Genomic DNA, 24,973 nt, shown 5'->3' with positions numbered 1-24,973 from the left:
GGTTCCCACGATTCCCACGGACCCCCAGGACATGGCCAAAGACTTCGCGCGCATGGAGGACTCGAACCCCTCCGGAAACCCTACCATCCACGACGTGTCCGATCCGCAGCGGCGGGTCTTCGTGCGCGGCGGCCTCGCGGCGGCCGTGGCGGGCCTGTTCGGTCCGCTGGCCGGCTGTGCCAGCACGGGCAGCGGCAGTAGCAATAGCGCAGTGAGCGGCCTGGGCCGCGCCATCGGTTTCAAGAGCGTGCCCATGGCGGCGGTCGACCAGGTGGTCGTGCCCGAGGGCTACCGCACGCAGGTGATCTACCGCTGGGGCGACCCCACCGGCATCGCGGGCCGCATGCCCGCCTTCAAGACCGACGCTTCCGACTCCGCCGACGACCAGGCGCTGCAGGCCGGCATGCACCACGACGGCATGGCCTTCTTTCCGCTGGACGGATCGAACCGCGGCCTGCTGGTGCTGAACCACGAGTACGTGGACGACGGCCTGCTGCACACCGACGGCATGAAGACCTGGAGCGCCGCGAAGGTGCGCAAGTCGATGCATGCGCACGGCGTGTCGGTGATCGAGCTGCAGCGCGACGGCGCGGCCTGGCAGCAGGTGCTGCCCTCGCGTTTCGCGCGCCGCATCACCGCGCTCACGCCGATGACGCTCACCGGCCCCGCGGCCGGCCACCCGATGCTGCGCACGGCGGGCGACCCCTCGGGCACGCAGGTGCTCGGCACCTTCAACAACTGCGCCAACGGCCAGACGCCGTGGGGCACCTACCTGACCTGCGAGGAAAACTTCGCCGACTACTTCGAGGGCACCGCCACGCCCGACGCGCACCAGAAGCGCTGGGGCCTCAAGAAGGGCAACGGCGCCAAGTACCGCTGGCACGAGCACGAAGAGCGCTTCGACGTCGCCAAGCACCCGAACGAATCGAACCGCTACGGCTGGGTGGTCGAGATCGATCCGCAAGACCCGAGCTCGACGCCGCGCAAGCGCACCGCACTGGGCCGCGCCGCGCACGAAGGCGCGGCCGTGGCGCTCACCGACGACGGCCGCGCCGTGGTCTACATGGGCGAGGACTCGCGCTTCGAATACATCTACAAGTTCGTGAGCCGCGACAAGGTGCGCCCCGGCGGCGCCGCCGCCAACCGCGACCTGCTCGACCACGGCACGCTCTACGTGGGCCGCTTCGACGTCGACGGCACGGGCGAATGGTTGCCACTGGTGCAGGGCAAGAACGGGCTGGTGGCCGACAAGGGCTTCGCCACGCAGGGCGACGTGCTCATCAAGTCGCGCCAGGCCAGCGACCTCCTCGGCGCCACGAAGATGGACCGCCCCGAGTGGACCACCGTCGATCCGCTGACGAAGGAGGTCTACTGCACGCTCACCAACAACAGCAACCGCGGCGCGCCGGGCCAGCCCTTCATGGACGCGGCCAACCCGCGCTCCAACAACACGATGGGCCAGATCATCCGCTGGAAGGAAAGCGGCGACCTCGACGCCACGAAGTTCGCCTGGAACCACCTCGTGCTCGCGGGCGACCCGAAGCAGACGCGCTACGAGGCGCAGGGCAACGTCAAGGGCGACGCCTTCGGCAGCCCCGACGGCCTGATGGTCGATGCGCGCGGCGTGCTGTGGATCCAGACCGACGTGTCGACCTCCACGCTCGGCAAGGGCGACTACACCAACCTGCCCAACAACCAGATGCTGGCCTGCGACCCGACCAAGGGCGAGATCCGCCGCTTCCTGCTCGGCCCGGCCGGCTGCGAGATCACCGGCCTCACGGCCACGCCCGACCTGCGCACGCTGTTCATCAACATCCAGCACCCGGGCGAGCCGGCCAACGAGCGCAGCGACCCCGAGCGCCCGCTCGCCGTGTCGAAGTGGCCCGACGGCGCAGGCCGGCCGCGCTCGGCGACCGTGGTCATCACGAAGATCGACGGCGGGGTGATCGGCAGCTGACGCAGCCAAGGGGGCGCCTCGCGGGGCGCCCTCGGGCCTTCAGCAGTGGCCCGAGTACCAGCAGCGCATCTCGGGCATGAGCAGGCCCCAGACGAAGCTGATCGCGCACACGACCAGCATCAGCAGCGCGAACATGCGCAGGCCCTCGGCGCCCCAGCGCGGCGCGAAGATGCTCACGAGAAAGCCCGAGAGGAAGGTGCCTTCGAGCCAGGCCGCGCCGCCCCAGCGCAGGATCCAGAGCCAGAACAGCGCATCGAGCGCATGAAAGACGACCCACCAGAGCAACGTCATCGCGCGGCGTGGGAAGTGCTTACGACTCGCTGCGGCCCTGCACGTCGGCCACCACGCGCGCGTTGCGCTGGAAGCTCCAGTAGGCGCTGGCCCAGTCCCACATCACGACCACGCGGTTGCGGAAACCGATGAGGAAGTACGCGTGCGCGAACAGCCAGAACAGCCATGCGGGCCGGCCGCTGAAGCGCAGCGGGCCGAAGGGCGTGCCCAGGTCGACCACGGCCGAGTTGCGCCCGATGGTGGCCAGGTTGCCGTAGTCGGCGTAGCGGAACGGCACCGTGGGTTGGCCCGCCAGGCGGCGCAGGATGTTCGCCGCCGCCGCGCGGCCGGCCTGCTTGGCGCCGGGCGACACACCGGGCACCGGCTTGGGCGGCTTGCCGGGCGCGTGGCTCATGGCGGCGGCCAGGTCGCCCACCACGCTGATCTCGGGGTGGCCGGCCAGGCTCAGGTCGGGCTCGACCTTGATGCGGCCCGCGCGGTCGCACTCGACGCCCGTGGCGCTGCCGAGCAGCCGCCCCAGCGGCGAGGCCGCGACACCGGCCGCCCACACCACGCAGCTGCTGGGAATGCGGTAGCTCTGCAGCGGCGCGCCGTCGGGGCCGCCGCCGGTCTGCACTTCGAGGCCGGCGTTGTCGATGGCGGTGACGCGCGCGTTCAGCCGCACCTCCACGCCGAGCCGTTCCAGTTGTTCGAGCGCCTTCTGGCTCAGGCTCTCGGGCATGGCCTGCAGCACGCGCGGGCCGCCCTCGACCAGCAGCACCTGCGCGCTGCCGGGGTCGATGCGGCGGAACTCGCCCGCGAGCGTGTGCTTGGCGATCTCGGCCAGCGTGCCGGCCATCTCGACACCGGTCGGCCCGGCGCCGATCACCACGAAGGTGAGCAGCGCGCGGCGGCGCTCGGGGTCGGCGGTGGTCTCGGCCGTCTCGAAGGACATCAGCACGCGGCGGCGGATCTCGAAGGCGTCGGCCAGCGTCTTCAGGCCCGGCGCGGCGGGCGCCCACTCGTCGTGCCCGAAATAGCTGTGCGTGGCGCCGGCCGCCACGATCAGGTGGTCGTAGGCCACCTGGCTGCCGTCGGCCAGTTGCACCGTGCGCGCGGCCGGGTCGATGCCCGTCACCTCGGCCAGCAGCGTGGTCACGTTGGCCTGCTTGCGGAACAGGGCGCGCACCGGCGCCGCGATCGACGGCGCCGCGAGCCCGGCGGTCGCAACCTGGTACAGCAGGGGCTGGAACAGGTGGTGGTTGGTCTTGTCGATCACCGTCACATCGACGTCGGCCCGCTGCAGCTTGCGCGCTGCCTCGAGTCCGCCGAAACCGCAGCCGATGATGACAACGTGGGGCCTGGCCGAAGGAGAGGGGGTTTGCATCGCCCGGATCATACGCAGCGGGCCGGGGCGTTCCGGGGCCGCTTGCGCGCAGGACGGGCTCCTGCGGCGGCGCGGCGGCGGCGTCTTGTCCTACGTGCCTTTGTCGCCGGTATGGGCTAAAACTTCTGGCTCACCCGACTGGAGACACCATGACGTTTTCCCGGCCGATCGCCCCCGTGGCGAGCGCCTTGCGCGAGCAATTCCGCACGGTGCGCGCCGCCAGCCTGGCGCTGGCCGCGCCGCTGTCCGCCGAGGACCAATGCATCCAGTCGATGCCCGACGCCAGCCCGACCAAGTGGCACCTGGCGCACACGACGTGGTTCTTCGAGACCGTGCTGCTGCAGCCGCATGCGGCGGGGTACCGACCCTTCGATGCGCGTTTTCATTACCTCTTCAACTCCTACTACGAGGCGCTCGGCCCGCGCCACCCGCGGCCGCAGCGTGGGCTGCTCACGCGGCCGTCGCTCGATGAGGTGCATGCCTACCGCCGCCATGTCGACGAGGCGGTGCTCGCGCTGCTGGCGGCGCCGGAGGCGCTCGACTGGGCGGTCATCGAGGCCATCGTCGCGCTCGGGCTGAACCACGAGCAGCAGCACCAGGAGCTGCTGCTCACCGACATCCTGCATGCGCTGTCGTGCAACCCGCTGCTGCCGGCGTACAAGCCCGCGAGCGGCCCCGCGCGGCGGCTGGCCGCCGTGCCGGCCGAGGTGCGCTGGCTGGAACAGCCGGGCGGCACGGTCGAGGTCGGGCATGCGGGCGAGGGCTTCTGCTTCGACAACGAGACGCCACGTCACGCCACCTTGCTGCGCCCCTACGCCATCGCCGACCGGCTGGTGAACTGCGGCGACTACGCGCAGTTCATCGCCGACGGCGGCTACCGGCGGCCCGAGCTGTGGCTGTCCGACGGCTGGGCCACGGTGCAGGCCCAGGGCTGGCGCCACCCCGCCTACTGGCTCGAGGCCGACGACCCGCGCATCGCCACCCTCGGCGCCGGCGGCGGCCCTGCCGCGCCCGGCGGCTGGCAGGTGTTCGGCCTGCACGGCGTGCGGCCGATGGAGGCCGACGCGCCCGTGTCCCAGCTGAGCTTCTACGAGGCCGCCGCGTACGCCGAATGGGCCGGCGCGCGGCTGCCCACCGAGTTCGAATGGGAGGCCGCCTTCGACGCGCCCGGCATCGCGCAGATGAGTGGCCACGTCTGGCAGTGGACGCGTTCTTCGTACGACCCGTACCCGGGCTTTCGTCCGCTGCCGGGCATCGCGGCCGAATACAACGGCAAGTTCATGGTGGGCCAGCTGGTGCTGCGCGGTGGCAGCGTGGCCACGCCGGCCGGCCACACGCGGTCGAGCTACCGCAATTTCTTTCCGCCGGCGGCACGCTGGCAGTTCTCGGGGCTGCGGCTCGCGAAAGACCTTTGACCGACACCTCGATGGAGCCGAGCACCATGCGCAATCCCACCGCCCCGTTCGCCCTCGCCAGCCACCTGCAACGACAGGAAGCCGCGACCCCGCCCGACACCGCCCCGTGGTCCGAGTTCGGCCGCGCCATGCAGGCCGGCCTGGCGCGCACGCCGCGCCACATCTCGCCCAAGTTCTTCTACGACGTGGCCGGCTCACAGCTGTTCGACCGCATCTGCGAGCTGCCCGAGTACTACCCCACGCGCACCGAGCTGGGCATCCTTGGCGCCTGCGCCGGCGAGATCGCCGCGCAGATCGGGCCGAACGCCGAGATCGTCGAGTTCGGCGCTGGCTCGCTCACCAAGGTGCGGCTGCTGCTCGACGCGCTCGAATCACCCAAGCGCTATTTGCCGATCGACATCTCGGGCGAGCACCTCGAAGCCGCTGCGGCACGCCTGAAGGCCGACTACCCGGCGCTGGCCGTGCAGCCCATCGCGGCCGACTACACCATGCCGCTCGTGCTGCCCGCGCCCATGGCCGGGGCGGGCCGGCGCGTGGGCTTCTTCCCCGGCTCGACCATCGGCAACTTCGAGCCCGACGAGGCGCTGGCGTTCCTGCAGCTCGCGGCGCGCATGCTGCGCGGCGGCGGCCTGCTGATCGGCGTCGACCTGGTGAAAGACCCCGGCCGGCTGCACGCGGCCTACAACGACGCACAGGGCGTGACGGCGGCGTTCAACCTCAACCTGCTGCGGCGCGCGAACGCCGAGCTGTCGGCCGACTTCGACCTCGACGGCTTCTCGCACGCGGCCTTCTACAACGCACCGATGCGCCGCATCGAGATGCACCTCGTGAGCCGGCGCGCGCAGAGCGTGCAGCTGCGCGGCGAGCGTTTCTCCTTCGAGGAAGGCGAGACCCTGCACACCGAGTACTCGCACAAGTTCACCGTCGAGGGCCTGCAGGCCCTGGCGGTGCGCGCGGGCTTCCGCGTCGGGGCGGTGTGGACCGACCCCGAGCGGCTGTTCAGCGTGCACTGGCTGCTGAGCTGATTCGCTAGCTGTCCAGCCCCGCCAGGCACACGTACTTCACTTCGAGGAAGTCGTCGAGCCCGTACTTCGAGCCCTCGCGCCCCAGCCCCGATTGCTTGACGCCGCCGAACGGCGCTTCGGCCGTCGACACCAGCCCGGTGTTCACGCCCACGATGCCCGATTCGAGCGCCTCGGCCACGCGCATGATGCGGCCGATGTCGCGGCTGTAGAAGTACGCGGCCAGCCCGAACTCGGTGTCGTTGGCCGCGGCGATGGCCTCGGCCTCGGTGTCGAACGCGAAGATCGGCGCCAGCGGGCCGAAGGTTTCCTCACGCGCGAACAGCATGTCGGGCGTGGCGCCGCCGATCACGGTCGGCTCGTAGAACAGGCCGCCCAGCGCATGGCGCTTGCCGCCCGCGAGCACGGTGCCGCCCTTGGCGACGGCGTCGGCCACGTGCTCCTCGATCTTCTCGACCGCCTTGGCGTCGATCAGCGGGCCCTGGTTGACGCCGGCCTCGGTGCCGTTGCCGACCTTCAGTGCGTTGACTTTGGCCACGAGCTTCTGCGTGAAGGCCTCGAGCACGCCGCGCTGCACGTAGAGGCGGTTGGCGCACACGCAGGTCTGGCCGGTGTTGCGGTACTTGGAGACCATCGCGCCTTCGACGGCGGCATCCACATCGGCATCGTCGAACACGATGAAGGGCGCGTTGCCGCCGAGTTCGAGCGACAGCTTCTTGATCGTGTCGGCCGACTGCTTCATGAGCGTGCGGCCCACCTCGGTCGAGCCGGTGAAGGTGAGCTTGCGCACGATGGGGCTGCGCGTCATCTCGCCGCCGATCTGGCTGGCCGAGCCGGTGAGCACCGACAGCAGGCCCTTGGGCACGCCCGCGCGTTCGGCCAGCACGGCAAAGGCCAGCGCCGAGAACGGCGTCTGCGTGGCCGGCTTCACGACCATGGCGCAACCGGCCGCGAGCGCGGGCCCGGCCTTGCGCGTGAGCATGGCGGTGGGAAAGTTCCAGGGCGTGATGGCGGCGGTGACGCCCACGGGCTGCTTCAGCGCCAGGATGCGGCGGTCGGCCTGCGGCGCGGGAATGGTGTCGCCGTACACGCGGCGCGCTTCCTCGGCGAACCACTCGATGAACGAGGCGGCATAGGCGATCTCGCCGCGGCTCTCGGCCAGGGGCTTGCCCTGCTCGGTGGTCATGATGAGCGCGAGGTCGTCCACGTTCGCGAGCATCAGGTCGTTGAGCTTGCGCAGGATGGCCGAGCGTTCCTTGGCGGGCACCCTGGCCCAGGCCTTCTGCGCCTTCTCGGCGGCGGCGATGGCGCGCACGGTTTCCTCGGTGCCGCACATGGGCACGGTGCCGATCTGCTCGCCGGTGGCGGGGTTGGTGACGGCGACGGTGGTGCCGTTGTCGGCATTCACCCAGGCGCCGGCGATGCAGGCCTGCTGGCGCAGCAGGGTCGGGTCTTGGAGTTTCAGTGGCATGGGTGGTTTGTCTCAGGCTTGCAATGCGGCGGCGAGGATGTCGAGGCCTTCGCCGAGCACCGCGTCTTCGATGGTCAGGGGGAACAGGAAGCGGACCACATTGGCGTGCACGCCGCAAGTCAGCAGCAGCAAACCCGCGTCGCGCGCTCGGGTTTGCACCTGCTTCGTGAACGCGGGGTCGGGCGCGCCGTCGGCGCCCGCGAACTCGACCGCCACCATCGCGCCCAGGCCGCGCACGTCCGCGATCTGCGGCACCTTCGCGCGCAGCCCTTCGAGGCGCGCCTTGAGCCGGTCGCCCAGCACCTGCGCGCGCTCGCACAGGCGTTCGGCCTCGATCACGTCGAGCACCGCATGCGCCGCCGCAATGGCCAGCGCGTTGGCGGCGTAGGTGCCGCCGAGGCCGCCGGGCGCGGGCGCGTCCATGATCTCGGCGCGCCCGCACACGGCCGACAGCGGCGTGCCGCCGGCCAGGCTCTTGGCCATGGTCATGAGGTCGGGCACCACGTCGTGATGGTCCATGGCAAACCACTTGCCGGTGCGCGCGAAGCCGGTCTGGATCTCGTCGGCGATCAGCAGGATGCCGTGGCGGTCGCAGATCTCGCGCAGCGCGCGCATGAAGGCGGGCGGCGCGGCGTAGAAGCCGCCTTCGCCCTGCACCGGCTCCAGGATGATGGCCGCCACCTGCTCGGGCTCGATGTCGGCCTTGAACAGCTTGTCGATGGCGCGCAGCGAATCGTCCACCGACACGCCGTGCAGCGCGATCGGCGCGGGCACGTGGAAGATGCTGCCGGGGAAGGGCCCGAAGCCGGTCTTGTACGGCACCACCTTGCCCGTGAGCGCCATGCCCATGAAGGTGCGGCCGTGAAAGCCGCCGCCCAGCGCGATCACGCCGGGCCGGCGCGTGGCGGCGCGCGCGATCTTGATCGCGTTCTCGACCGCCTCGGCGCCGGTCGTGAAGAAGGCGGTCTTCTTGGCGTGGGTGCCGGGCGTGAGGCGGTTCAGGCGCTCGGCCAGCGACACCACGCTTTCGTACGGCACCACTTGGTAGGCCGTGTGGGTGAAGCGATCAAGCTGCGTGCGGATCGCCTCCACCACGCGCGGATGCCGGTGGCCGGTGTTGAGCACCGCGATGCCCGAGCCGAAGTCGATGTAGCGCCGGCCTTCGACGTCCCACAGCTCGGCGTTGAGCGCGCGCTCTGCGTAGATGGGAAAGCCGATGCCGACGCCGCGCGGCGTGGCGGCGATGCGGCGCGCGTCGATGGCGGCGTTGGTCTTGGATGTCATGAGAGATTCCTTTGTTGCTTGTATTTGGGGGCGCTCAGTGGCTGCCCGGTGCCACCATGCGATGGCGGATCTGGTCGGCGACCACGGCCACGATCAGCAGGGCGCCCAGCACCACCATCTGCAGGTACGAGCCCACGCTGGCCAGGTTCATGCCGTTCTGCACCAGGCCGATGAAGATCGCGCCCATCACCACGTTGGGCACGCGGCCGATGCCGCCGCGCAGGCTCACGCCGGCGATCACGCAGGCGGCAATCGATTCGAGCGCCACGGTGCCGCCGAGGTTGGCCTCGCCGGTTTCCACGCGCGCCGTCAGCAGCAGGCCGCTCACCGCCGCCAGGCCCGCGCACAGCAGATAGGCCATGAGCAGCACGCGGCGCGTGTCGATGCCCGACAGTGCCGCGGCCTTGGCGTTGCCGCCCACCGCGAGCAGGTGCGTGCCGGTCGGCAGGCGGCCCATGAGCACGCCCATGCCGGCCACGCACACGGCCGTGACGAGGATCGGCACCGGCACGCCGAGCACGGTGCCGAAACCGAACAGCTCGCTGAACTGCGCCGGCATGCCCGACACCGGCACGCCGCCCGTGAGGAACAGCGCAAAGCCGAAGCCGATCGACTGCACGCCCAGCGTCACGATGAAGGGCGACACGCCGATCACCGCCACGCCGAAGCCGTTGACCAGGCCCACCACCAGCCCGGCCAGCATCCCGCAGGCGCAGCCCACGAGCACCACCATCCAGGCCGCGTCGGGAAAGGCCGCGCCCAGCGCCTGCATGGCGAGCGCCGAGACCACCGAGGTGATCGCCATCACCGTGCCCACCGAGAGGTCGAAGCCGCCGGTGACCAGCGCCAGCATCTGGCCCAGCGACACGAGGATGAGGTAGACCGACTGGCGCAGCAGGTTCACGAGGTTCTGCACCGTGAGGAACTGGTCGGACAGCGTGGCGAACACCACGCAGGCGATCACCAGCATGAAGGGCAGCACGCCCAGTCGCAAGAAGAGGCTGCGCAGCAGGCCGAGGGCGCGCCCGGCCAGGCCGGGCGTGGGAGCCGCGGGGGCGGCGGTGAGGGAAGGCGAAGTCATGAGGAGGGGTTCTCGCTGGGGCCGAAAAACAGGTTGAGCACGGCGGTTTCCTGGATGGCGTCGCCGTGCAGCTCGCCGGCGATCTCGCCGCGGCACATCACGTACACGCGGTGGCTCAGGTGCAGCACCTCGGGCAGGTCGGACGAGATCACGACCACCGCGGCGCCGCCTTCGCAGAGCTTGCGGATCACCTCGTACAGCGCGCTGCGCGTGCCGACGTCGACGCCGACCGTGGGCTCGTCGAACACGTAGAGCGCGGCGTCGCGCGTCATGCCCTTGCCGAACAGCACCTTCTGCTGGTTGCCGCCCGAGAGCAGGCCCACGGGCCGTTCGAGGTTGCGCGGCGCAAGCTCGACGCGCTCGGCGGCCGTCGTCGAAAGCCGGCGCCCGAGGCGCTTGCGCAGCCAGCCGCCGCGACCGCGCAGCGGCCCGTGCACCAGCGGCAGCGTGATGTTGGCGCGCGAGGTGAAGCCGAGCACCAGCCCTTCGCCCTTGCGGTCGGGCGGCAGGTAGAAGAGGCCGTCGTCGAGCAGCTGGCGCACCGTCGCGCCGGTGCGCGGTTGGCCCTTGAAGAGCACGCGGCCTTCGCTCACGGGGTCGAGCCCGTAGATCGCGCGGAACAGCTCCGACTTGCCGCAGCCGACCAGTCCGGCCAGCCCGACCACTTCGCCGCGCCGCACCATGAGGCTGGCGTGGCGCACGCCGTTCGGCGAGGCCAGCCCGTCGACCTGCAGCACCACCTCGCCGGGATTGGCGGTGATGCGTGGGTAGATGTTGTCGATGGCGCGCCCGCTCATCAGCTCGATGAGCCGGTCGGCGCTGGTCGCATGCGCGTCCACCGTCGTGACCTTGCGGCCGTCGCGCAGCACTGTGATGCGGTCGGCGATCTGCGCGATCTCCTGCATGCGGTGCGAGATGTAGACGATGCCCACGCCGCGTGCCTTCAGCCGCGCCACCAGTTCGAACAGGCGCTGCGTCTCGGTGTCGGTGAGCGAGGCGGTGGGTTCGTCGAGGATCAGCACCGACACCTCGCCGCGCAGGCCCTTGGCGATCTCCACCATCTGCTGCTGCGCGCGCGTGAGGCCCGCCACGGGCGCATCGACATCGATCTCGAAGCCCAGGTCGGCCAGCATCGTGCGGGCGCGTTCGCGCACCGCCGCGCGGTCGAGCAGGCCGCCTTGGCACGGCTCCTCGCCCAGGCTCAGGTTCTGCGCCACCGACAGCGTGGGGATCAGCGAGAACTCCTGGAACACCGCGCTGATGCCGTGGCGCCGCGCGTCGTGCACGTTGGTGAACTTCACCGGCGCGCCGTGCATGCGGATCTCGCCCGCGGTCGGCACGTTGGCGCCGGCCAGCAGCGAGATCAGCGTCGACTTGCCGGCGCCGTTCTCGCCGAACAGCACGTGCACCTCGCCGGCGCGCAGCTCGAAGTCCATCGCATCGAGCGCGAGCACGCCGGGGTAGCGTTTGCCCAGGCCGAGGGTCTGCAGCAGCACGGGAGCCATGGCCGGCCTACTTGACCTCGAACACCGGCTTGAAGCCGGTCGGCGGCAGGATGTCGGCCTGCTTTACGGTCTTGATGTTGCCGGCGTCGACCACGAAGATCTTCGGGCCGACGTGCTTCACCACGTCCTTGTTCTCGAGCAGGCGCACGGCCTGGTCGACCGCGATGCGGCCCTGGATCACCATCGAGTCGGCCGGCGCGGCCACGATGCGGCCCTTCTGGATGCCTTCGTAGACGCCCGGCGTCATGTAGAACGAGAGCACCTGCACCTTCTTGTCGAGGTTGCGCGCGCGCAGGATGCCGGTGGCGGCCTCGGCCGTCACGGCGGTGCCGGCCACGTAGGCGAGGTCGGGGTTGCCCTGCAGCACGTCTTCGACCAGCTTGGCCTGCGCCTCCTTGCCGGTGTCGCCGTACTTGGGGTCGAGCACCGTCACGGCGCTGCCTTTGATCGCTTCCATGAAGCCCTTGTGCGCGGCCTCGACCCAGCCCGCGCCGGCCGGGCCGGGGAACCAGCCGACCTTCACCGGCGGCGAACCGGTCGGGTGCTTCTTGGCGAGGTACTCGCCGGTCGACTGACCCATCGTGTAGAACGAAACGAGCGACTTGGCCGACAGGTCGGGCGAGCTGATGCCGTTGACCAGGTCGATCACCGGCACCTTCTTGGCGGCCGTGGCCTTGATGACGTTGTTGAGCCCGTCGCCCGAGATCGCGCCGATGACCACCGCGTTGGCGCCGCGCGCAACGCAGTCCTCGATCTGCGAGACCTGCTTGCCCAGGTTGGTGTAGCCGCCCGCGTCGACCACCTGCAGCTTCACGCCCAGGCGACGCGCCTCTTCGATCACGCCGTAGTCCACGCCGAGCCAGTAGGCGTCCTTCATGTGCGGGAACGACACGCAGATGTCCCACTTCTTCGACGCCTTGGCCAGCGGCGTGTAGTCGATGGGTTTCTTCGTGCCCTCGGCCGAGAAGGCGGGCTCGGTGGCCTCGGCCTTGTAGGGAAACCAGTCGGCGGCCGAGGCCGGGGCGTGCCACGCCAGGGCGGTGGCGAGCGAAGCGGCGATCAATGAAACGCGCAGGGGCGAGCTGTTCATGAAGAACTCCTTGGGTGACAGCGGTGAAGAAAAGGGGGAGGGAACGCGTCAGGCCGCGAGTGCGGCCCGCAGGCGATCGAGCCGTCGTCGGCGTTCGGCGCGGGCTTCGAGCGCCTGCGCCATGTCGACCTCGACGAAGCGCGCCTTGTGGTTGGGCTGCATCTGGGCGATGAGGTCCATGTCGGCGCTGATGACCGTGCCGACCATCGCGTAGCCGCCGCCCGACACCGCATCGCGGTGCAGGATGATCGGCTCGCGCCCGCCCGGCACCTGGATGGAGCCGTACGGGTAGCCCGCATCGACGATGTTCGACGGGTCGTCGCCCGCGCCGAAGGGCGGCGTGCGGTCCTGGAACTTCAGCGGCGTGCCGTGCTTGTAGCGGTAGCCGATGCGGTCGGCCTCGGAGCCGACGGTCCAGGTGTCGGCGAAGAAGCTTTGCACCGACACCTCCTGCAGGCGATGGAAGTAGATGCCCGGCAGCACGCGCAGGGCCACTTCTTTTTCGAGCACTGGCAGCAGCGCGGCATCGACCGTGCGGCCGGCGCGGGCGTTGGCCGAAGGCGTGCCCACGGGGAGCTTGTCGCCGGCCAGCAGCTTGCGGCCATTGAAGCCGCCGAAGGCGCCCAGGCCGTAGGTCGAGCGGCTGCCCAGCACCACCGGCACGTCGATGCCGCCGGCCACGGCGATGCACATGCGCGCGCCGAGCTTCATGAAGTCGAAGCTCAGTTTGTCGCCGGCCTGCACCGTGAAGGATTCATTGCGCGGCATCTCGTTGCCGTTGAGCTTGATCTTCGCGTCGGCGCCGGTCACGGCCACCAGCGCGGGTGCGTCGAACTGCAGTTCAGGCCCGAGCAGCGTGCTTTCGATGACGGCCGCGCCTTCGTCGTTGCCCACCAGCAGGTTCGCGAGCACCAGGCTTTGCTGGTCGAGCGCGCCCGACAGCGGAATGCCCAGGTGGTAGTAGCCGGGGCGGCCGGCGTCCTGCACGCTGGTCGCGAGGCCGGGCTTGAGGACTTCAATCGCCATGGAGCACCTTCAGGAGCTGTTGGTTGTAGCCGTCGGGGTCGGCCAAAAATTCGTTGAGCGAGAACGACACCGGCGCGATGCGCAGCGCGTAGGTGCCGGCCTCGACCTGCGCGACCTGGCGGTCGTACTCGGCGCGGTCGATGGGCTTCCACTTGACGATGTCGCCGGGCTGGAAGAACACCATCAGGTCCTTGAGGTACGACAGCCGCTGGGCGGGGTCGAAGATCGGTGCGGGCGTGACGCCGAACATCTGGTAGCCGCCGGCGCCGCGCACCGAGTAGATGCAGCTGAAGCAGCCGCCGTGGCCCAGCGTGAGCTTGGGCGTGTCGGTGCGCGGGCTCAGGTACTTGGGCACCTGGATCTGGCGCTGGCGCTCGACCATCTGGAACAGGAAGGGCAGGCCGGCCACGAAACCGACCATCGAAACGAACCACGGCGCCGACGAGTGCGCCTCGATGAAGGCCTCGACCGAGGCGTGGCCGTTGATGCGCGCCGCGTACTCGATGTCGGTGCTCGACGGGTCCTGGTGACGCTCGCGAAAACGCATCAGCGTCTCGTGCGTCCACGGGTCGTTGTAGAGCACGGGAATCTCGACGATGCGCGTCTGCATCTGCAGGTCGGCGTCGCCCAGACTCGCTTCGATGTCCTTCAGCGTGGCGAGCAGCGTGTCGGGCGCGATCGTGTCGGGGTCGAAGCGCACGAGGTAGGCGGCGTTGGCCGGGCAGATCTCGGTCACGCCCGGCAGCGCGCGGCGGCGCAGCTCGTTGCAGATCGCCATGCCCTTGAAGAAGGCGGGCAGCGACATCTCTTCGCTGATCTCGACGAACAGGTGCTCGTCGCCGCCGAAGCTGTAGCGGGCTTGCGCGGGGAGGGTGTTTGCAGCGGTCATGCGGCCACCTTCAACATGGACGGCGCGTCGGCGAGTGGATTCGCCGCGAGCCAGGTTTCGAGAAAGCCGGTGTGGAACTCGGCCTTGGCGACATCCGCGTCCTCGCACAGCGCACGGTGCAGCGGGATCGTCGTGTGGATACCTTCGACTTGCAACTCGTCGAGCGCACGGCGCATGCGGGCCAGGGCACTGGCGCGGTCGGTGTCGTGCACGATGAGCTTGCCGAGCAGCGAGTCGTAGTACGCGGGCACGGTGTAGCCGGGAAATAGGAAGGTGTCGAAGCGCACGCCCGGGCCGCCCGGCACCACGAGCTGCGACACGAGGCCGGGGCTTGGCATGAAGTTCTTCGCCGCGTTCTCGGCGTTGATGCGCACCTCGATGGCCGCGCCGGTCAGGCGGATGTCGTCCTGCTGCAGGCGCATCGGCTGGCCCAGCGCGATGCGCAGCATTTCCTTCACGAGGTCGACGCCGGTGACCATCTCGGTGATCGGGTGCTCGACCTGGATGCGCGTGTTCATCTCGATGAAGAAGAACTCGCGCGTGTCGTCGTCGTACAGGTACTCGAGCGTGCCCGCGCCGCGGTAGGCCACGGCGCGTGCGAGCCGCAGTGCCGATTCGCACAGCGCGGCGCGTGTGGCCTCGCTGATGGCGGCCGAGGGTGCTTCTTCCCACACCTTCTGGCGGCGCCGCTGCAGCGAGCATTCGCGCTCGAAGCAGTGCACCACGCGCTCGCCGTCGCCCAGGATCTGCACCTCGATGTGGCGCGCCTGGCGGATGAAGCGTTCGAGGTACACCTCGCCATTGCCGAAGGCCGCCTGCGCTTCGGCGGTGGCGGTGGCGAACTGCTGGCGCAGCTCGGCCTCGTCGTGCGCCACGCGGATGCCGCGCCCGCCGCCGCCGGCCGAGGCCTTGATCATGATCGGGTAGCCGATGTCCTTGGCCACTTCGACGGCGGTGTCGGGGTCGGTTACCACGCCCGCGCTGCCGGGCACGGTGGGCACGCCGGCGCGCAGGGCGGCGGCGCGCGCCGCGGCCTTGTCGCCCATGGTGCGGATCGCATGCGGCGTCGGGCCCACGAACACCAGGCCCGCGGCCTCGACGCGCTCGGCGAACGCGGCGTTCTCCGAAAGAAAACCGTAGCCCGGGTGCACCGCGCCGGCGCCGCTGTCGGCGGCGGCCTGCAGGATGGCGTCGATGCTCAGGTAGCTTTTGGTGGCGTGCGCCGGGCCGATGCGCACGGCCTGGTCAGCCATGCGCACGGCCAGGCTCTGCGCGTCGGCGTCGCTGTAGACGGCGACGGTCTTCAGCCCCAGCTCTTTGGCGGCGCGGATGATGCGCACCGCGATCTCGCCCCGGTTGGCGACCAGCAGTGTGTCGAATGCGGCGGTCATGGGCGGTTGCCTCAGGCCGTTTCGATGACGGCCAGCAGCTGGCCCGGATCGACCGGCTCGCCGTTCTCGACGGCGAAGCGCGCCAGGCGCCCCGCCGCGTCGGCCGTGACTTCGCTGAACTGCTTCATCACCTCGACCAGGCCGAGCACGTCGCCCACGGCCACGGTGTCGCCTTCGGCCTTGAACGGCGGCGCGTCGGGCGCCGAGCGGCGGTAGAAGGTGCCCGGCAGCGGGCTCAGGACGTCATGGGTAGCGGGCATCGGGGCACTCCTGGAACAAGATCGGGGAAACAAGAAAGAGAAAGCTCAGGCCGCCAGGCCCGCAACTTCGATGCCGTGGTCGGCCAGCGCGCGGCGCGTGGCCTGCACCAGCGCGAGCGCGCCGGGCGTGTCGCTGTGGATGCAGACCGAGTCGAAGCCGATCGCGACGTCTTCGCCTTCGACCGTGCGCACCACGCCCTCGGTGCAGGCACGCAGCACCTTGGCGGCCACGGCCTCGGGGTCGAGCGCGCCGACGCGGCGCGTGAAGACGATGGAGCCGCTCAGGTCGTAATCGCGGTCGGCATAGAACTCGCGCACCACCGGCTGGCCCAGCTCGCGCGCCACCTGGAAGGTGACGGACGATTCCATGCAGAACAGGCGCAGCGTGGGTTCGATCTGCTGCAGCGCGGTGACGAGGGCGCGCGACAGCGCCTCGTCGCGCGCCGCATGCATGTACAGCGCGCCGTGCGGCTTGATGTGCTGCAGCGTCATGCCGGCCAGACGTGCGAACTCGCGCAGCGCGCCGAGCTGGTAGACCATGTCGTTCACCAGCTCGTCGGCCGGCGCGGTGATGTGGCGGCGCCCGAAGCCCACGAGGTCGCGAAAGCCCGGGTGCGCGCCGATGCCCACGCCGTGTTCGCGGGCCAGCAGCACCATCCTGCGCATGATGTTCGGGTCGCCGGCATGGAAGCCGGTCGCGATGTTGGCCGAGCTGATCAGCGGCATGAGCTGCTCGTCCACGCCGTCGCCGATGGTCCAGGGGCCGAAGCCTTCGCCCATGTCGGAATTCAGATCGATCCGCGTTGTCTTCGTCACGTCGTCCCGCCTTTGTGTGGTGCGCATCGCCAAGGGGGCGATGCAGGTTGGCGCGAAGGTTAGCCAGCGGTCGAAAGGCCGAAAAGCATTGTTTTCAGGCGGCCCGGTATCTGAAAAACAGATGCTGCAAGCCGCTGGAATGGGCGCTACGCTGGAGGGAAGCGATCGCGCGGTATCGGGTTTTCGCCCGAGGCGTGCAGCGCGTATCCGTAAATACCCTAGGAAGACAGCGCCATGTCCCTGACCCTTCGCCAGCTCAAGTACTTCTCTGCGGTGGCCGAGGTGGGGCGCATCTCGCACGCGGCGCTGCAGCTCAATATCTCGCAGTCGGCCGTGACCACCGCCATCCGCGAGCTCGAGGAGCTGATGGGGCAGCAGCTCTTCGAGCGGCACCCGCACGGCGTGGAACTCACCAAGGCCGGGCGTCGCTTCCTGAGCCATGCCTACGCGGTGCTGTCGGCGGCCGACGAGGCGGTGCGCATGCCGCACGAGGGCGAGAACGTCGAGGGCTCGCTCACCATCGCGGCCAGCTACACGGTGCTGGGCTACTTCCTGCCGCACCACCTGCAGCGCTTCGAACAGCTGCATCCGCAGGTGACGGTGAAGGTGCACGAGGTGGCGCGCGAGGCCATCGAGGAGGGCCTGATCACGCAGCGCTACGACATCGGCGTGGTGCTCACGTCGAACGTGGTGCTGCGCGAGCTGTCGCTCGAAACCTTCTTCGGTTCGCAGCGTCGGCTGTGGGTACCGGCCAAGCACCCGCTGCTGGACAAGGCCGAGGTGACGCTGGCCGACGTGGCGGCCGAGCCTTACATCATGCTCACCGTGGACGAGGCCGCGGCCACCGCGCTCAAGTACTGGAGCAAGACGCCGCACCAACCGCAGATCCGGCTGCGCACGAGTTCGGTGGAGGCGGTGCGCAGCACGGTGGCCAACGGGCTGGGCGTGACGGTGCTGTCGGACATGGTCTACCGCCCGTGGTCGCTGGAGGGCAAGCGCATCGAGACCATCAACCTGCGCGACGCGGTGCCCACGATGAACATCGGCCTGGGGTGGAAACAGGGCGTGGAGTTTTCGCCGGCGATGACGGCGTTCCGCAACTATTTCCGGCAGCTGTTTCTCGAGCCGGCGTCGGGGCGCACGGGGCGCGGTCGCGGCTGAGGTTGCGGGGGAAACCCTGCCGGCATCGGGCCGGGATGACCCGGCGCAAGGAAAGCACGTCGCGCCAGCGTCACAATAGCCGCTGTCCCGAGCGCGCAATGCGGCATCGGCACCTTGCACCTCCCCGGAGATCGATCCCATGAAAGCAACCTGGAACGGCGTCACCATCGCCGAAAGCGACGACACCGTGCTCGTCGAAGGCAACCACTACTTCCCGATGAGTTCGCTCAACCGCGACGTGGTCACCTTCAGCAACCACAAGACCACCTGCCCGTGGAAGGGCTCGGCGAACTACTACTCGCTGCTGGTCAACGGCGAGCTCCATGCCGACGCCGCCTGGTACTACCCCGACCCGAAGCCCGAAGCCGAGGAAATCCGTGACCGCGTCGCGTTCTGGAAGGACGTGAAGGTCAGCGCCCAGTGAGCACCGCCGCCTTCGCTCCCCCGTTCACGCCGCCGGCCGAACTGGCCGGTGCGCTGCGCGAGCACGGCTACGCGGTGCTGAGCCCGCAGGGCGTGTGCGACTGGCTCGGCGTGCCGCTGGCGCAGCTCGAAGCGCTGCACGCCGACTGGAACGACCTGCCGCCCGACGAGTACCTGAAGGACGGCGGGCGCTACCGCACGCGGCGCCACGCCTGCTTCACGGTCGAGGCCGACGCCACGCTGGCGCAGGTGCCGCACCGCGCGCACTGGCAGCCGGTCGAATACAACGCGCTGCACGGCGGCATGCAGCGCTGGTTTGCGCCGATGCTCGACGCCACGGTGGCGCAGCCCGTGTGGCAGCGGCTGATGCGGCAGCTGGGCCAGGTGAGCAGCGACATGCGCGGCGCACCGCAGCGCTGGTTCGTGGAAGCGCACCAGTTCCGCATCGACACCGCCGGCGGCATCGGCCGCCCGACGCCCGAAGGCGCGCACCGCGACGGTGTCGACCTGGTGGCGGTGGTGCTGATCGGGCGCCAGGGCATCAAGGGCGGCGAGACGCGCGTGTTCGAGGCCAACGGCCGGCGCGGCGAGCGCTTCACCATGACCGAACCGTGGACGCTGCTGCTGCTGGACGACGCGCGCGTGATCCACGAATCGACGCCGATCCAGCCGCTGGAAGAGGGCGGCGATGGCTGGCGCGACACGCTCGTTGTCACCTGCCGGTCCGAGGGTTTCCAGGGGGATTGAGATGCCTGCGGGCTTCGCTGGTCGGAGTCCTACAGGGCGGGTTCTGCATAGCGGTTAAATTCGGGGCCCGACCCGGTGCGAACCGGGTCCGTCAGTCTGTCTGTCTGCGAACGCTAAGCGAGGTCCCGCCATGTTCAATCACATCCTGGTCCCCATCGACGGCTCCGAAACTTCCATGCTCGCGGTCAGCAAGGCCAGCGGTCTCGCCCTGGCCTTCGGCAGCCGCATCACGCTGATCCACGTGATCGACAACTACCCCTTCATCGGCGTGGGCGCGGACTATGCGCTCGGCCAGAACGAATACCTCGCGGCGGCCACCGCCAGCGCCAACGCGGCGCTGGCACGCGGCGTGGCCGCCCTGGCGGCCGAAGGCCTGCACAGCGACCAGCGCGTGATCGACGGCCACGTGGTGCACGAAGGCATCGTGGACACCGCCATCGCCATCGCGGCCGACCTGATCGTGATGGGTTCGCACGGCCGCAGCGGCATCGAGAAACTGCTGCTGGGCAGCGTGACGCAGCGCGTGCTGCAGGACGCCACCATGCCGGTGCTCGTCGTCAAGGGCCGCTGAGCACGAAGCCCGCCGCACGTTCGAAGTGCAACGGCTCCCGCGTCGCGGGATGCACGAACCCCAACTCCCTGGCATGCAGCAGCAGGCGCGGCGCGCGTGCCTGCAGCGCGGCGTCGCCGTACAGCGCGTCGCCCAAAATCGGGTGCCCGATCGACAGCAGGTGAACGCGCAGCTGGTGTGAACGGCCGGTGAGCGGCTCCAGCAGCACATGCGTGGCCGCAGGGCCGCCCGGCGGCGACACGCTGGCCAGCGCGCGCCAGCGCGTGAGGCTGGGCTTGCCGGCCGGATCGATCTTCTGCAGCGGCCGGCGCGGCCAGTCGGCCATCAGCGGGGCGTCGATGAGCGACCAGTCATCGCGCTGCGGCATCACACCGTCGACGATGGCTTCGTAGCGCTTGTGCACCTCGCGGTCGGCGAAGGCCGCGCTCAGGGCGCGTTGCATCTCCAGGCCGCGCGCCATCACCACGAGGCCGCTGGTGCCCATGTCGAGCCGGTGCACGATGAGCGCGTCGGGCCACTGGCGCTGGGCGCGCGCGCTCAGGCAGTCCTGCTTGTCCTCGCCGCGCCCGGGCACGCACAGCAGGCCGGCGGGCTTGTCGAGCACCAGCAGGTGGGCGTCTTCGTGAACGGGGAGCAGGTCGGGCGGCGAAGCGGTCATGGGGACAGCGAGTGTAGAGAGGCTCAGAAAGCCGGAAGAAGGCTGGGCTATCCTCGACCGATATGCCCGGCGCCGCTCCTCCCTTGTCTCCCACGTTCACCGACCTGAGGCGCGAGCGCCCCTTCATGCAGCTGTGGGTGGCGCGCCTGTTCGGCACCGCCGCCTCGCAGATGATGCTCGTGGCCATCGGCTGGCACATGTACGAGCTGACGGGCAGCGCGTGGGACCTGGGGCTGGTCGGCCTGTACCAGTTCGTGCCCGCGCTGCTGCTCGCGCTGCTGGCCGGCCATGTGGTGGACCGGCACCACCGGGGCCGCATCGTGGCGGTGTGCTTCGCGGTGCAGGGCACGGTGGCGCTGGCGCTGCTGTTCGCGGTGCTGCACAAGAACGACACGCGCGGGCTGCTGCTCGGGCTGTCGCTGGTGCTGGGCGCGGTGCGCGCCTTCCAGATGCCGGCGCAGCAGGCGCTCACGCCGCTGCTGGTGCCGCCGCTGCTGCTGTCGCGCGCGATGGCGTTCAGCTCGGCCGGCATGCAGGGCGCGATCATCGGCGGGCCGGCGCTCGGCGGGCTGCTGTTCGTGGCGGGCATGGCGGTGGTGTACGGCGCGAGCGTGCTGTGCTTCGCGGTGGCCTGCGTGCTGGTGCTGCGGCTGCGCTACGACCACGCCCCGGCCGCGCGCGAGCCGGTCACGCTGGCCACGGTGTTCGCGGGCGTCAATTTCATCTGGAAGCGCAAGCCGGTGCTGGGCGCCGTGTCGCTCGACCTGTTCGCCGTGCTGCTGGGCGGCGCCGTGGCGCTGCTGCCGATCTATGCCAAGGACATCCTGCACACCGGCCCCTGGGGCCTGGGCCTGCTGCGCAGCGCACCGGCGGTGGGCGCGTTGGTGATGTCGATCGCGCTCACGCGCCGGCCGGTCGAGCGCAACGTGGGGCGCACGCTGCTGCTGGCCGTGGGGGCGTTCGGGCTGTGCATGGTGGTGTTCGGCTTGTCGAAGAGCTTTCTCGTCTCGCTCATCGCGCTCGCGGTGTCGGGCGGTGCCGACATGGTCAACGTCGTGATCCGCCAGACGCTGGTGCAGCTGGAAACGCCCGACGCCATGCGCGGGCGGGTGAGCGCGGTCAACTCGATCTTCATCGGTGCGAGCAACCAGCTCGGCGAGTTCGAATCGGGCGCCACGGCGGCGCTGCTGGGGCCGGTCGGCTCGGTGGTGCTCGGCGGCGTGGGGACGATGCTGGTGGCGCTGACGTGGTTCCGCCTGTTCCCGTCGCTGGCGCAGCGCGACCGGCTGGTGGTGGCGGCGCCGGCTTCAGCGCGGCCCTGATCGTCAGTCGAAGAGGGCGCGCGCCTGCGGCACGTCGAGCGTGAGGTCGCTCTGCGCCACGGCCACGCACGGAAGAATCCAGCCGTCGATCTTTTCGTCGAAGCTCAGGCCCGGCCATTCGATGAGGTGGCGGCTCTCGCCCGACAGGCGCTGGCAGATGCAGGTGCGGCAGGTGCCGTTGCGGCACGAACTGGGCAGCTCGATGCCGGCCGCCTCCGCCGCATGCAGCAGCGTGACGCCCGCCTCGGCCTCGAATTCGAGGCCCGACGGTTCGAGACGGACCTTCATCGCGCGGGAGGTTCTTGCTGCTGTTGCTGCTGTTCGCGGCGTTGCTCGCGCAGCATGAAGAGGTACAGGCTCTCGACCTTGTCGCGCGCCCAGGGCGTCTTGCGCAGGAACTTGAGGCTCGAACCCACGCTGGGCTCGCTGATGAAGCAGCGGATCGGCACCAGGTGCCCCAGCTGCTCCCAGCCGTAGTAGTCGGCCAGCGCAGTGACGATGGCCTCCAGCGTGAGGCCATGCAACGGGTTGCGCGGCTGCGCCGGCTTGGGGGCGGGCGCGGGGACGTCGGTCACTCGGTCACTTGTTCTTGAGCTTGCCGCGCGGAATCACCGCCGTGGTGACGGTGCGCACGGGCTCGATGCCGCCGGTGGGGGCCTTCGGCGGCGAGGTGTCCTTCTTCGGTTTCTTCGCTTCCTTGTTGGTGCGTTGCTGACCCTTGGCCATGTGCTTTCTCCAGTTGATACGTGCGGATGCCGGAGGAGTTTAGCGGTGCGGCGACAATAGCCGGTTCCACACGTTTTTCCGCTTTCATGTCCGATTACGAAGTTCGCCCCGCCACGATGCGCGACGCCAAGGCCGTCGCCGAAGTCCATGCCCTCTCTGCCAAGGCCGCCTACGAAGGCATCCTGTCCGAAGACGACCTGCGCGTGCTGGCCCCCGCCTCGCGCGAGGCCAAGTGGCGCGAGGCCATCGAATTCAGCGAACCCCAGGTCCATGTGGTGACGCACGGCAGCGAGATCGTCGGTTTCGTGGGCTTCGACCGCTCGCGCGACCCCAAGACGCCGCCCACCACGGGCGAGATCTGGGCCATCTACGTCAAGCCCGAGCACTGGGGCAAGGGCGCCGGCGTGGCCCTGTGGGACGCCGCCCGCGAAGGCCTGGCCGAAGAAGGCTGCACCACGGTCACCATCTGGGTGCCGCTGCGCAACGACCGCGCCATGCGCTTCCACGAACTCGCCGGCTTCAAGCGCGAGATGAAGACCGCCAAGACCACCGCACTGGGCACCGTCCGCGTCGAAGAAATCCGCCTGAAGCGGGCGGTGGACTGACCCACCCCCGGATGCCGCGTACGGTCTTCACCGGCGCGGCCATCGGCTGCGGATAAGCTCGCCGCTTCTTCCACAGCCTGACTTTCGCCCATGGCCACCAGCCTGCTCCTGCTGCTCGACGACATCGCCACCGTGCTCGATGACGTCTCCGTCCTCACCAAAGTTGCTGCCAAGAAGACCGCCGGGGTGCTCGGCGACGACCTCGCGCTGAACGCGCAGCAGGTCACCGGCGTGCGCACCGAGCGCGAGCTGCCGGTGGTGTGGGCCGTGTGCAAGGGCTCCCTCGTCAACAAGGCGATCCTGGTGCCGGCCGCGCTGGCCATCGGCACCTGGCTGCCCTGGCTGGTGACGCCGCTGCTCATGGTGGGCGGTGCGTTCCTGTGCTTCGAGGGCGCCGAGAAGCTGGTCCACAAGTTCCTGCACAAAAAGGAGCACGAGGCCGACACCGCGCGCCACCAGAAGGCCGTGGCCGACACCACGGTCGACGTGGTCGCGGTCGAGAAGGACAAGATCAAGGGCGCGGTGCGCACCGACTTCATCCTCTCCGCCGAAATCATCGCCATCACGCTGGGCACCGTGCAGGGCCAGCCGTTCACGACGCAGCTCAGCGTGCTGGTCGGCATCGCGCTGATCATGACGATCGGCGTCTACGGCCTCGTGGCCGGCATCGTGAAGCTGGACGACGCGGGCCTGTACCTGAGCCAGCGCAGCAGCGCGGCGGCGCGCAGCCTGGGTCGCGGCATCCTGGCGGCAGCGCCGTGGCTCATGAAGGGCCTGTCGGTGGCCGGCACGGCCGCCATGTTCCTCGTGGGTGGCGGCATCCTGGTGCACGGCGTGCCGGCGTTCGGCCATGCGGTCGAAGACTGGGCCAAGGCCACGGGCGGCGTGTTCGGCACGCTGGGCTCGATGGGCGTCAATGCCGTCGTGGGCATCGTGGCCGGCGCCATCGTGCTGGCCGTGGTGGAACTCGTCGGCAAGCTGCGCGGCAAGAAGGCGGCGGCGCACTGAGCGCCTGTTGACCTTGCGGCCGGGCCTCAGCGGTCCGGCTTGCCGCGCTGGAACAGGCCGACGCCGACCAGCGCCACCCCCAGCGCGAGCGCGAACCAGCCGACGAGGTACGCACCGGCCACCATCTCGAACCAGCGCGTGCCCTGCAGGAAGCGCGGCCCCAGCAGCACGGCGACGCCGATCAGGAGGCAGAGGATGCCGCGCTCGATGGTGCGCAGCTGTCGTTGGGGGCGTCGGGCCATGGGGGTCTTTGCAAGGGAAAACGGAAGCGGCCATTGTCCCGCGCCGCGCGGAGAGGCCGGCAGCCGCCTGAAAACGTCGCGTGCGCGCATCGCTCGGCGCGCAAAAATGCTTCCAAACGTTGCAGAATCGCAGGCCATGCCATACCGCCACCTGCCCACCGGTTCCGCCTTCTTCCTTCCGTTGCGACGCGCCTGCGTGGGCGCCTCGCTGGCCGTGATGGCCGCCACGGCCTTCGCGCAGCCGCAGCCCGACCCCGCCGGTTTTCCGATGGACTCGGTCGGCTACCTCAACGAGGAGCTGCCGCGCATGGAAGCGGCCATTGCCGCGAAGGACCGCAGCTTCTTCCTCGGCGCGATGACGCGCATGGTGCAGTTTTCCGAGCGCTGGGGCTTCAAGGCCAAGGCCAATCCCGAGCTGGCCGCATACCCGATGTGCACGGCGGCCGTCATGGACTACGCGGTGGTCGGCATGTGCAGGCTGAACCCCGCCGACGATGCCTGCGAGCCGGGCCTGGCGCCGCGTTTCGATGCGAACGTGAAGCGCTGCCGCGAGCTGGCCGCGCAAAAATAGGCCTCCGGCCTTTCTTCTCTCCTTCATCGAACGAAGTCCCCGCGCCATGGCCGTGCGTGCGGGGCGGAGACACAC

28 protein-coding genes are annotated in these 24,973 nt (G+C 69.8%); 11 read left to right on the top strand and 17 right to left on the bottom strand.

What is annotated here, in order from left to right:
* Positions 1-31: 31 nt before the first annotated feature.
* Positions 32-1,957: a PhoX family protein gene (locus AC1RAA_RS24535; RefSeq protein ID WP_492727922.1), complete on the top strand. Its 1,926-nt coding sequence runs from the start codon at positions 32-34 to the stop codon at positions 1,955-1,957.
* 39 nt (positions 1,958-1,996) lie between these two features.
* On the opposite strand, the gene AC1RAA_RS24530 is transcribed toward AC1RAA_RS24535, so the two are convergent.
* Together AC1RAA_RS24530 and AC1RAA_RS24525 are read right to left on the bottom strand one after the other, a co-directional pair.
* Positions 1,997-2,248 carry a hypothetical protein gene (locus AC1RAA_RS24530; RefSeq protein ID WP_070062528.1) on the bottom strand — a complete coding sequence of 84 codons (252 nt, stop codon included), beginning with the start codon at positions 2,246-2,248 and terminating at the stop codon, positions 1,997-1,999.
* A gap of 19 nt (positions 2,249-2,267) precedes the next feature.
* A complete protein-coding gene (locus AC1RAA_RS24525; protein WP_095747680.1) occupies positions 2,268-3,614 on the bottom strand; it encodes an NAD(P)/FAD-dependent oxidoreductase in 1,347 nt (448 codons plus the stop codon).
* 149 nt (positions 3,615-3,763) lie between these two features.
* On the opposite strand from AC1RAA_RS24525, the gene egtB reads away from it, so the two are divergent.
* On the top strand, positions 3,764-5,029 hold the full coding sequence (gene egtB / locus AC1RAA_RS24520) for an ergothioneine biosynthesis protein EgtB (RefSeq protein ID WP_492727919.1): 1,266 nt from the start codon (positions 3,764-3,766) through the stop codon (positions 5,027-5,029).
* Positions 5,030-5,055: 26 nt separating this feature from the next.
* Complete coding sequence (egtD, locus tag AC1RAA_RS24515; RefSeq protein ID WP_492727916.1) at positions 5,056-6,054, top strand: L-histidine N(alpha)-methyltransferase; 999 nt, start codon at positions 5,056-5,058, stop codon at positions 6,052-6,054.
* Between the two features lie 4 nt (positions 6,055-6,058).
* Here egtD and AC1RAA_RS24510 read toward each other — a convergent pair whose 3' ends face one another.
* The 10 genes from AC1RAA_RS24510 to AC1RAA_RS24465 are packed head-to-tail and all read right to left on the bottom strand — an operon-like array spanning position 6,059 to position 16,864.
* Positions 6,059-7,522 carry an NAD-dependent succinate-semialdehyde dehydrogenase gene (locus AC1RAA_RS24510; RefSeq protein ID WP_492727911.1) on the bottom strand — a complete coding sequence of 488 codons (1,464 nt, stop codon included), beginning with the start codon at positions 7,520-7,522 and terminating at the stop codon, positions 6,059-6,061.
* A 12-nt stretch (positions 7,523-7,534) separates the two neighbouring features.
* A complete protein-coding gene (gabT, locus tag AC1RAA_RS24505; protein WP_492727906.1) occupies positions 7,535-8,806 on the bottom strand; it encodes a 4-aminobutyrate--2-oxoglutarate transaminase in 1,272 nt (423 codons plus the stop codon).
* A 34-nt stretch (positions 8,807-8,840) separates the two neighbouring features.
* Complete coding sequence (locus AC1RAA_RS24500; protein WP_070062533.1) at positions 8,841-9,887, bottom strand: ABC transporter permease; 1,047 nt, start codon at positions 9,885-9,887, stop codon at positions 8,841-8,843.
* On the bottom strand, positions 9,884-11,392 hold the full coding sequence (locus tag AC1RAA_RS24495) for a sugar ABC transporter ATP-binding protein (protein ID WP_492727903.1): 1,509 nt from the start codon (positions 11,390-11,392) through the stop codon (positions 9,884-9,886). Before AC1RAA_RS24495 ends, AC1RAA_RS24500 begins: the two co-directional genes overlap by 4 nt.
* Before the next feature lie 7 nt (positions 11,393-11,399).
* Positions 11,400-12,482 (bottom strand): TMAO reductase system periplasmic protein TorT, encoded by a 1,083-nt coding sequence (gene torT / locus AC1RAA_RS24490; RefSeq protein ID WP_492727900.1) that lies wholly within the window; start codon positions 12,480-12,482, stop codon positions 11,400-11,402.
* A gap of 48 nt (positions 12,483-12,530) precedes the next feature.
* Positions 12,531-13,508, bottom strand: coding sequence for a 5-oxoprolinase subunit C family protein (locus AC1RAA_RS24485; RefSeq protein WP_492727897.1), 978 nt, complete (start codon positions 13,506-13,508; stop codon positions 12,531-12,533).
* On the bottom strand, positions 13,498-14,397 hold the full coding sequence (locus AC1RAA_RS24480; protein ID WP_492727895.1) for a 5-oxoprolinase subunit B family protein: 900 nt from the start codon (positions 14,395-14,397) through the stop codon (positions 13,498-13,500). The genes AC1RAA_RS24485 and AC1RAA_RS24480 overlap by 11 nt, the downstream gene beginning before the upstream one ends.
* Entirely contained in the window at positions 14,394-15,788 is a 1,395-nt protein-coding gene (locus AC1RAA_RS24475; protein WP_492727893.1) for an acetyl-CoA carboxylase biotin carboxylase subunit, read from the bottom strand. Before AC1RAA_RS24475 ends, AC1RAA_RS24480 begins: the two co-directional genes overlap by 4 nt.
* An 11-nt stretch (positions 15,789-15,799) precedes the next feature.
* Positions 15,800-16,048, bottom strand: a complete 249-nt coding sequence (locus AC1RAA_RS24470) for an acetyl-CoA carboxylase (protein WP_489058263.1) — start codon at positions 16,046-16,048, stop codon at positions 15,800-15,802.
* A gap of 45 nt (positions 16,049-16,093) precedes the next feature.
* Complete coding sequence (locus tag AC1RAA_RS24465; RefSeq protein WP_492727891.1) at positions 16,094-16,864, bottom strand: 5-oxoprolinase subunit PxpA; 771 nt, start codon at positions 16,862-16,864, stop codon at positions 16,094-16,096.
* 234 nt (positions 16,865-17,098) lie between these two features.
* Here AC1RAA_RS24465 and AC1RAA_RS24460 point away from each other — a divergent pair, with 234 nt between their 5' ends.
* The 4 genes from AC1RAA_RS24460 to AC1RAA_RS24445 all read left to right on the top strand — a co-directional run bounded on the left by AC1RAA_RS24460 (position 17,099) and on the right by AC1RAA_RS24445 (position 19,766).
* Positions 17,099-18,025 (top strand): LysR family transcriptional regulator, encoded by a 927-nt coding sequence (locus AC1RAA_RS24460; RefSeq protein ID WP_070062541.1) that lies wholly within the window; start codon positions 17,099-17,101, stop codon positions 18,023-18,025.
* 139 nt (positions 18,026-18,164) lie between these two features.
* Positions 18,165-18,449, top strand: coding sequence for a DUF427 domain-containing protein (locus AC1RAA_RS24455; protein WP_056579293.1), 285 nt, complete (start codon positions 18,165-18,167; stop codon positions 18,447-18,449).
* Positions 18,446-19,195, top strand: a complete 750-nt coding sequence (locus tag AC1RAA_RS24450) for a 2OG-Fe dioxygenase family protein (RefSeq protein WP_492727889.1) — start codon at positions 18,446-18,448, stop codon at positions 19,193-19,195. Before AC1RAA_RS24455 ends, AC1RAA_RS24450 begins: the two co-directional genes overlap by 4 nt.
* Positions 19,196-19,325: 130 nt before the next feature.
* A complete protein-coding gene (locus tag AC1RAA_RS24445) occupies positions 19,326-19,766 on the top strand; it encodes a universal stress protein (RefSeq protein WP_056579296.1) in 441 nt (146 codons plus the stop codon).
* Here AC1RAA_RS24445 and AC1RAA_RS24440 read toward each other — a convergent pair.
* On the bottom strand, positions 19,753-20,424 hold the full coding sequence (locus AC1RAA_RS24440) for an RluA family pseudouridine synthase (protein ID WP_354343682.1): 672 nt from the start codon (positions 20,422-20,424) through the stop codon (positions 19,753-19,755). The two genes, AC1RAA_RS24445 and AC1RAA_RS24440, sit on opposite strands and share 14 nt — an antisense overlap.
* A 125-nt stretch (positions 20,425-20,549) precedes the next feature.
* On the opposite strand from AC1RAA_RS24440, the gene AC1RAA_RS24435 reads away from it, so the two are divergent.
* Positions 20,550-21,746, top strand: a complete 1,197-nt coding sequence (locus tag AC1RAA_RS24435; RefSeq protein WP_369632800.1) for an MFS transporter — start codon at positions 20,550-20,552, stop codon at positions 21,744-21,746.
* A 3-nt stretch (positions 21,747-21,749) separates the two neighbouring features.
* Here AC1RAA_RS24435 and AC1RAA_RS24430 read toward each other — a convergent pair whose 3' ends face one another.
* Genes AC1RAA_RS24430 through AC1RAA_RS24420 form a run of 3 tightly spaced genes read right to left on the bottom strand, consistent with a single transcriptional unit; the run spans position 21,750 to position 22,472 of the window.
* Positions 21,750-22,034 carry a 2Fe-2S iron-sulfur cluster-binding protein gene (locus AC1RAA_RS24430; protein WP_307696131.1) on the bottom strand — a complete coding sequence of 95 codons (285 nt, stop codon included), beginning with the start codon at positions 22,032-22,034 and terminating at the stop codon, positions 21,750-21,752.
* The gene (locus AC1RAA_RS24425) at positions 22,031-22,321 is read right to left on the bottom strand and encodes a VF530 family protein (RefSeq protein ID WP_062477599.1); all 291 of its coding nucleotides are present in this window, start codon (positions 22,319-22,321) and stop codon (positions 22,031-22,033) included. The genes AC1RAA_RS24430 and AC1RAA_RS24425 overlap by 4 nt, the downstream gene beginning before the upstream one ends.
* A gap of 4 nt (positions 22,322-22,325) precedes the next feature.
* A complete protein-coding gene (locus tag AC1RAA_RS24420) occupies positions 22,326-22,472 on the bottom strand; it encodes a hypothetical protein (RefSeq protein WP_167395057.1) in 147 nt (48 codons plus the stop codon).
* Positions 22,473-22,558: 86 nt separating this feature from the next.
* Here AC1RAA_RS24420 and AC1RAA_RS24415 point away from each other — a divergent pair, with 86 nt between their 5' ends.
* Both AC1RAA_RS24415 and AC1RAA_RS24410 read left to right on the top strand, forming a co-directional pair.
* Positions 22,559-23,077 (top strand): GNAT family N-acetyltransferase, encoded by a 519-nt coding sequence (locus AC1RAA_RS24415; RefSeq protein WP_062477596.1) that lies wholly within the window; start codon positions 22,559-22,561, stop codon positions 23,075-23,077.
* 90 nt (positions 23,078-23,167) lie between these two features.
* Positions 23,168-24,085: a DUF808 domain-containing protein gene (locus AC1RAA_RS24410; RefSeq protein ID WP_492727886.1), complete on the top strand. Its 918-nt coding sequence runs from the start codon at positions 23,168-23,170 to the stop codon at positions 24,083-24,085.
* Positions 24,086-24,111: 26 nt separating this feature from the next.
* On the opposite strand, the gene AC1RAA_RS24405 is transcribed toward AC1RAA_RS24410, so the two are convergent.
* Positions 24,112-24,327: a hypothetical protein gene (locus AC1RAA_RS24405; protein WP_062477590.1), complete on the bottom strand. Its 216-nt coding sequence runs from the start codon at positions 24,325-24,327 to the stop codon at positions 24,112-24,114.
* Positions 24,328-24,463: 136 nt separating this feature from the next.
* Between AC1RAA_RS24405 and AC1RAA_RS24400 the strand changes: the two genes are divergently transcribed.
* Positions 24,464-24,898, top strand: a complete 435-nt coding sequence (locus AC1RAA_RS24400) for a hypothetical protein (protein ID WP_235926431.1) — start codon at positions 24,464-24,466, stop codon at positions 24,896-24,898.
* Positions 24,899-24,973 lie beyond the last annotated feature (75 nt).

The sequence above is a fragment of the Variovorax sp. GW823-FHT04F07 genome (genome assembly GCF_058795995.1).
Note: the sequence above shows the minus strand (reverse complement) of the source record. Positions and strands in the feature narration are given on the sequence as shown.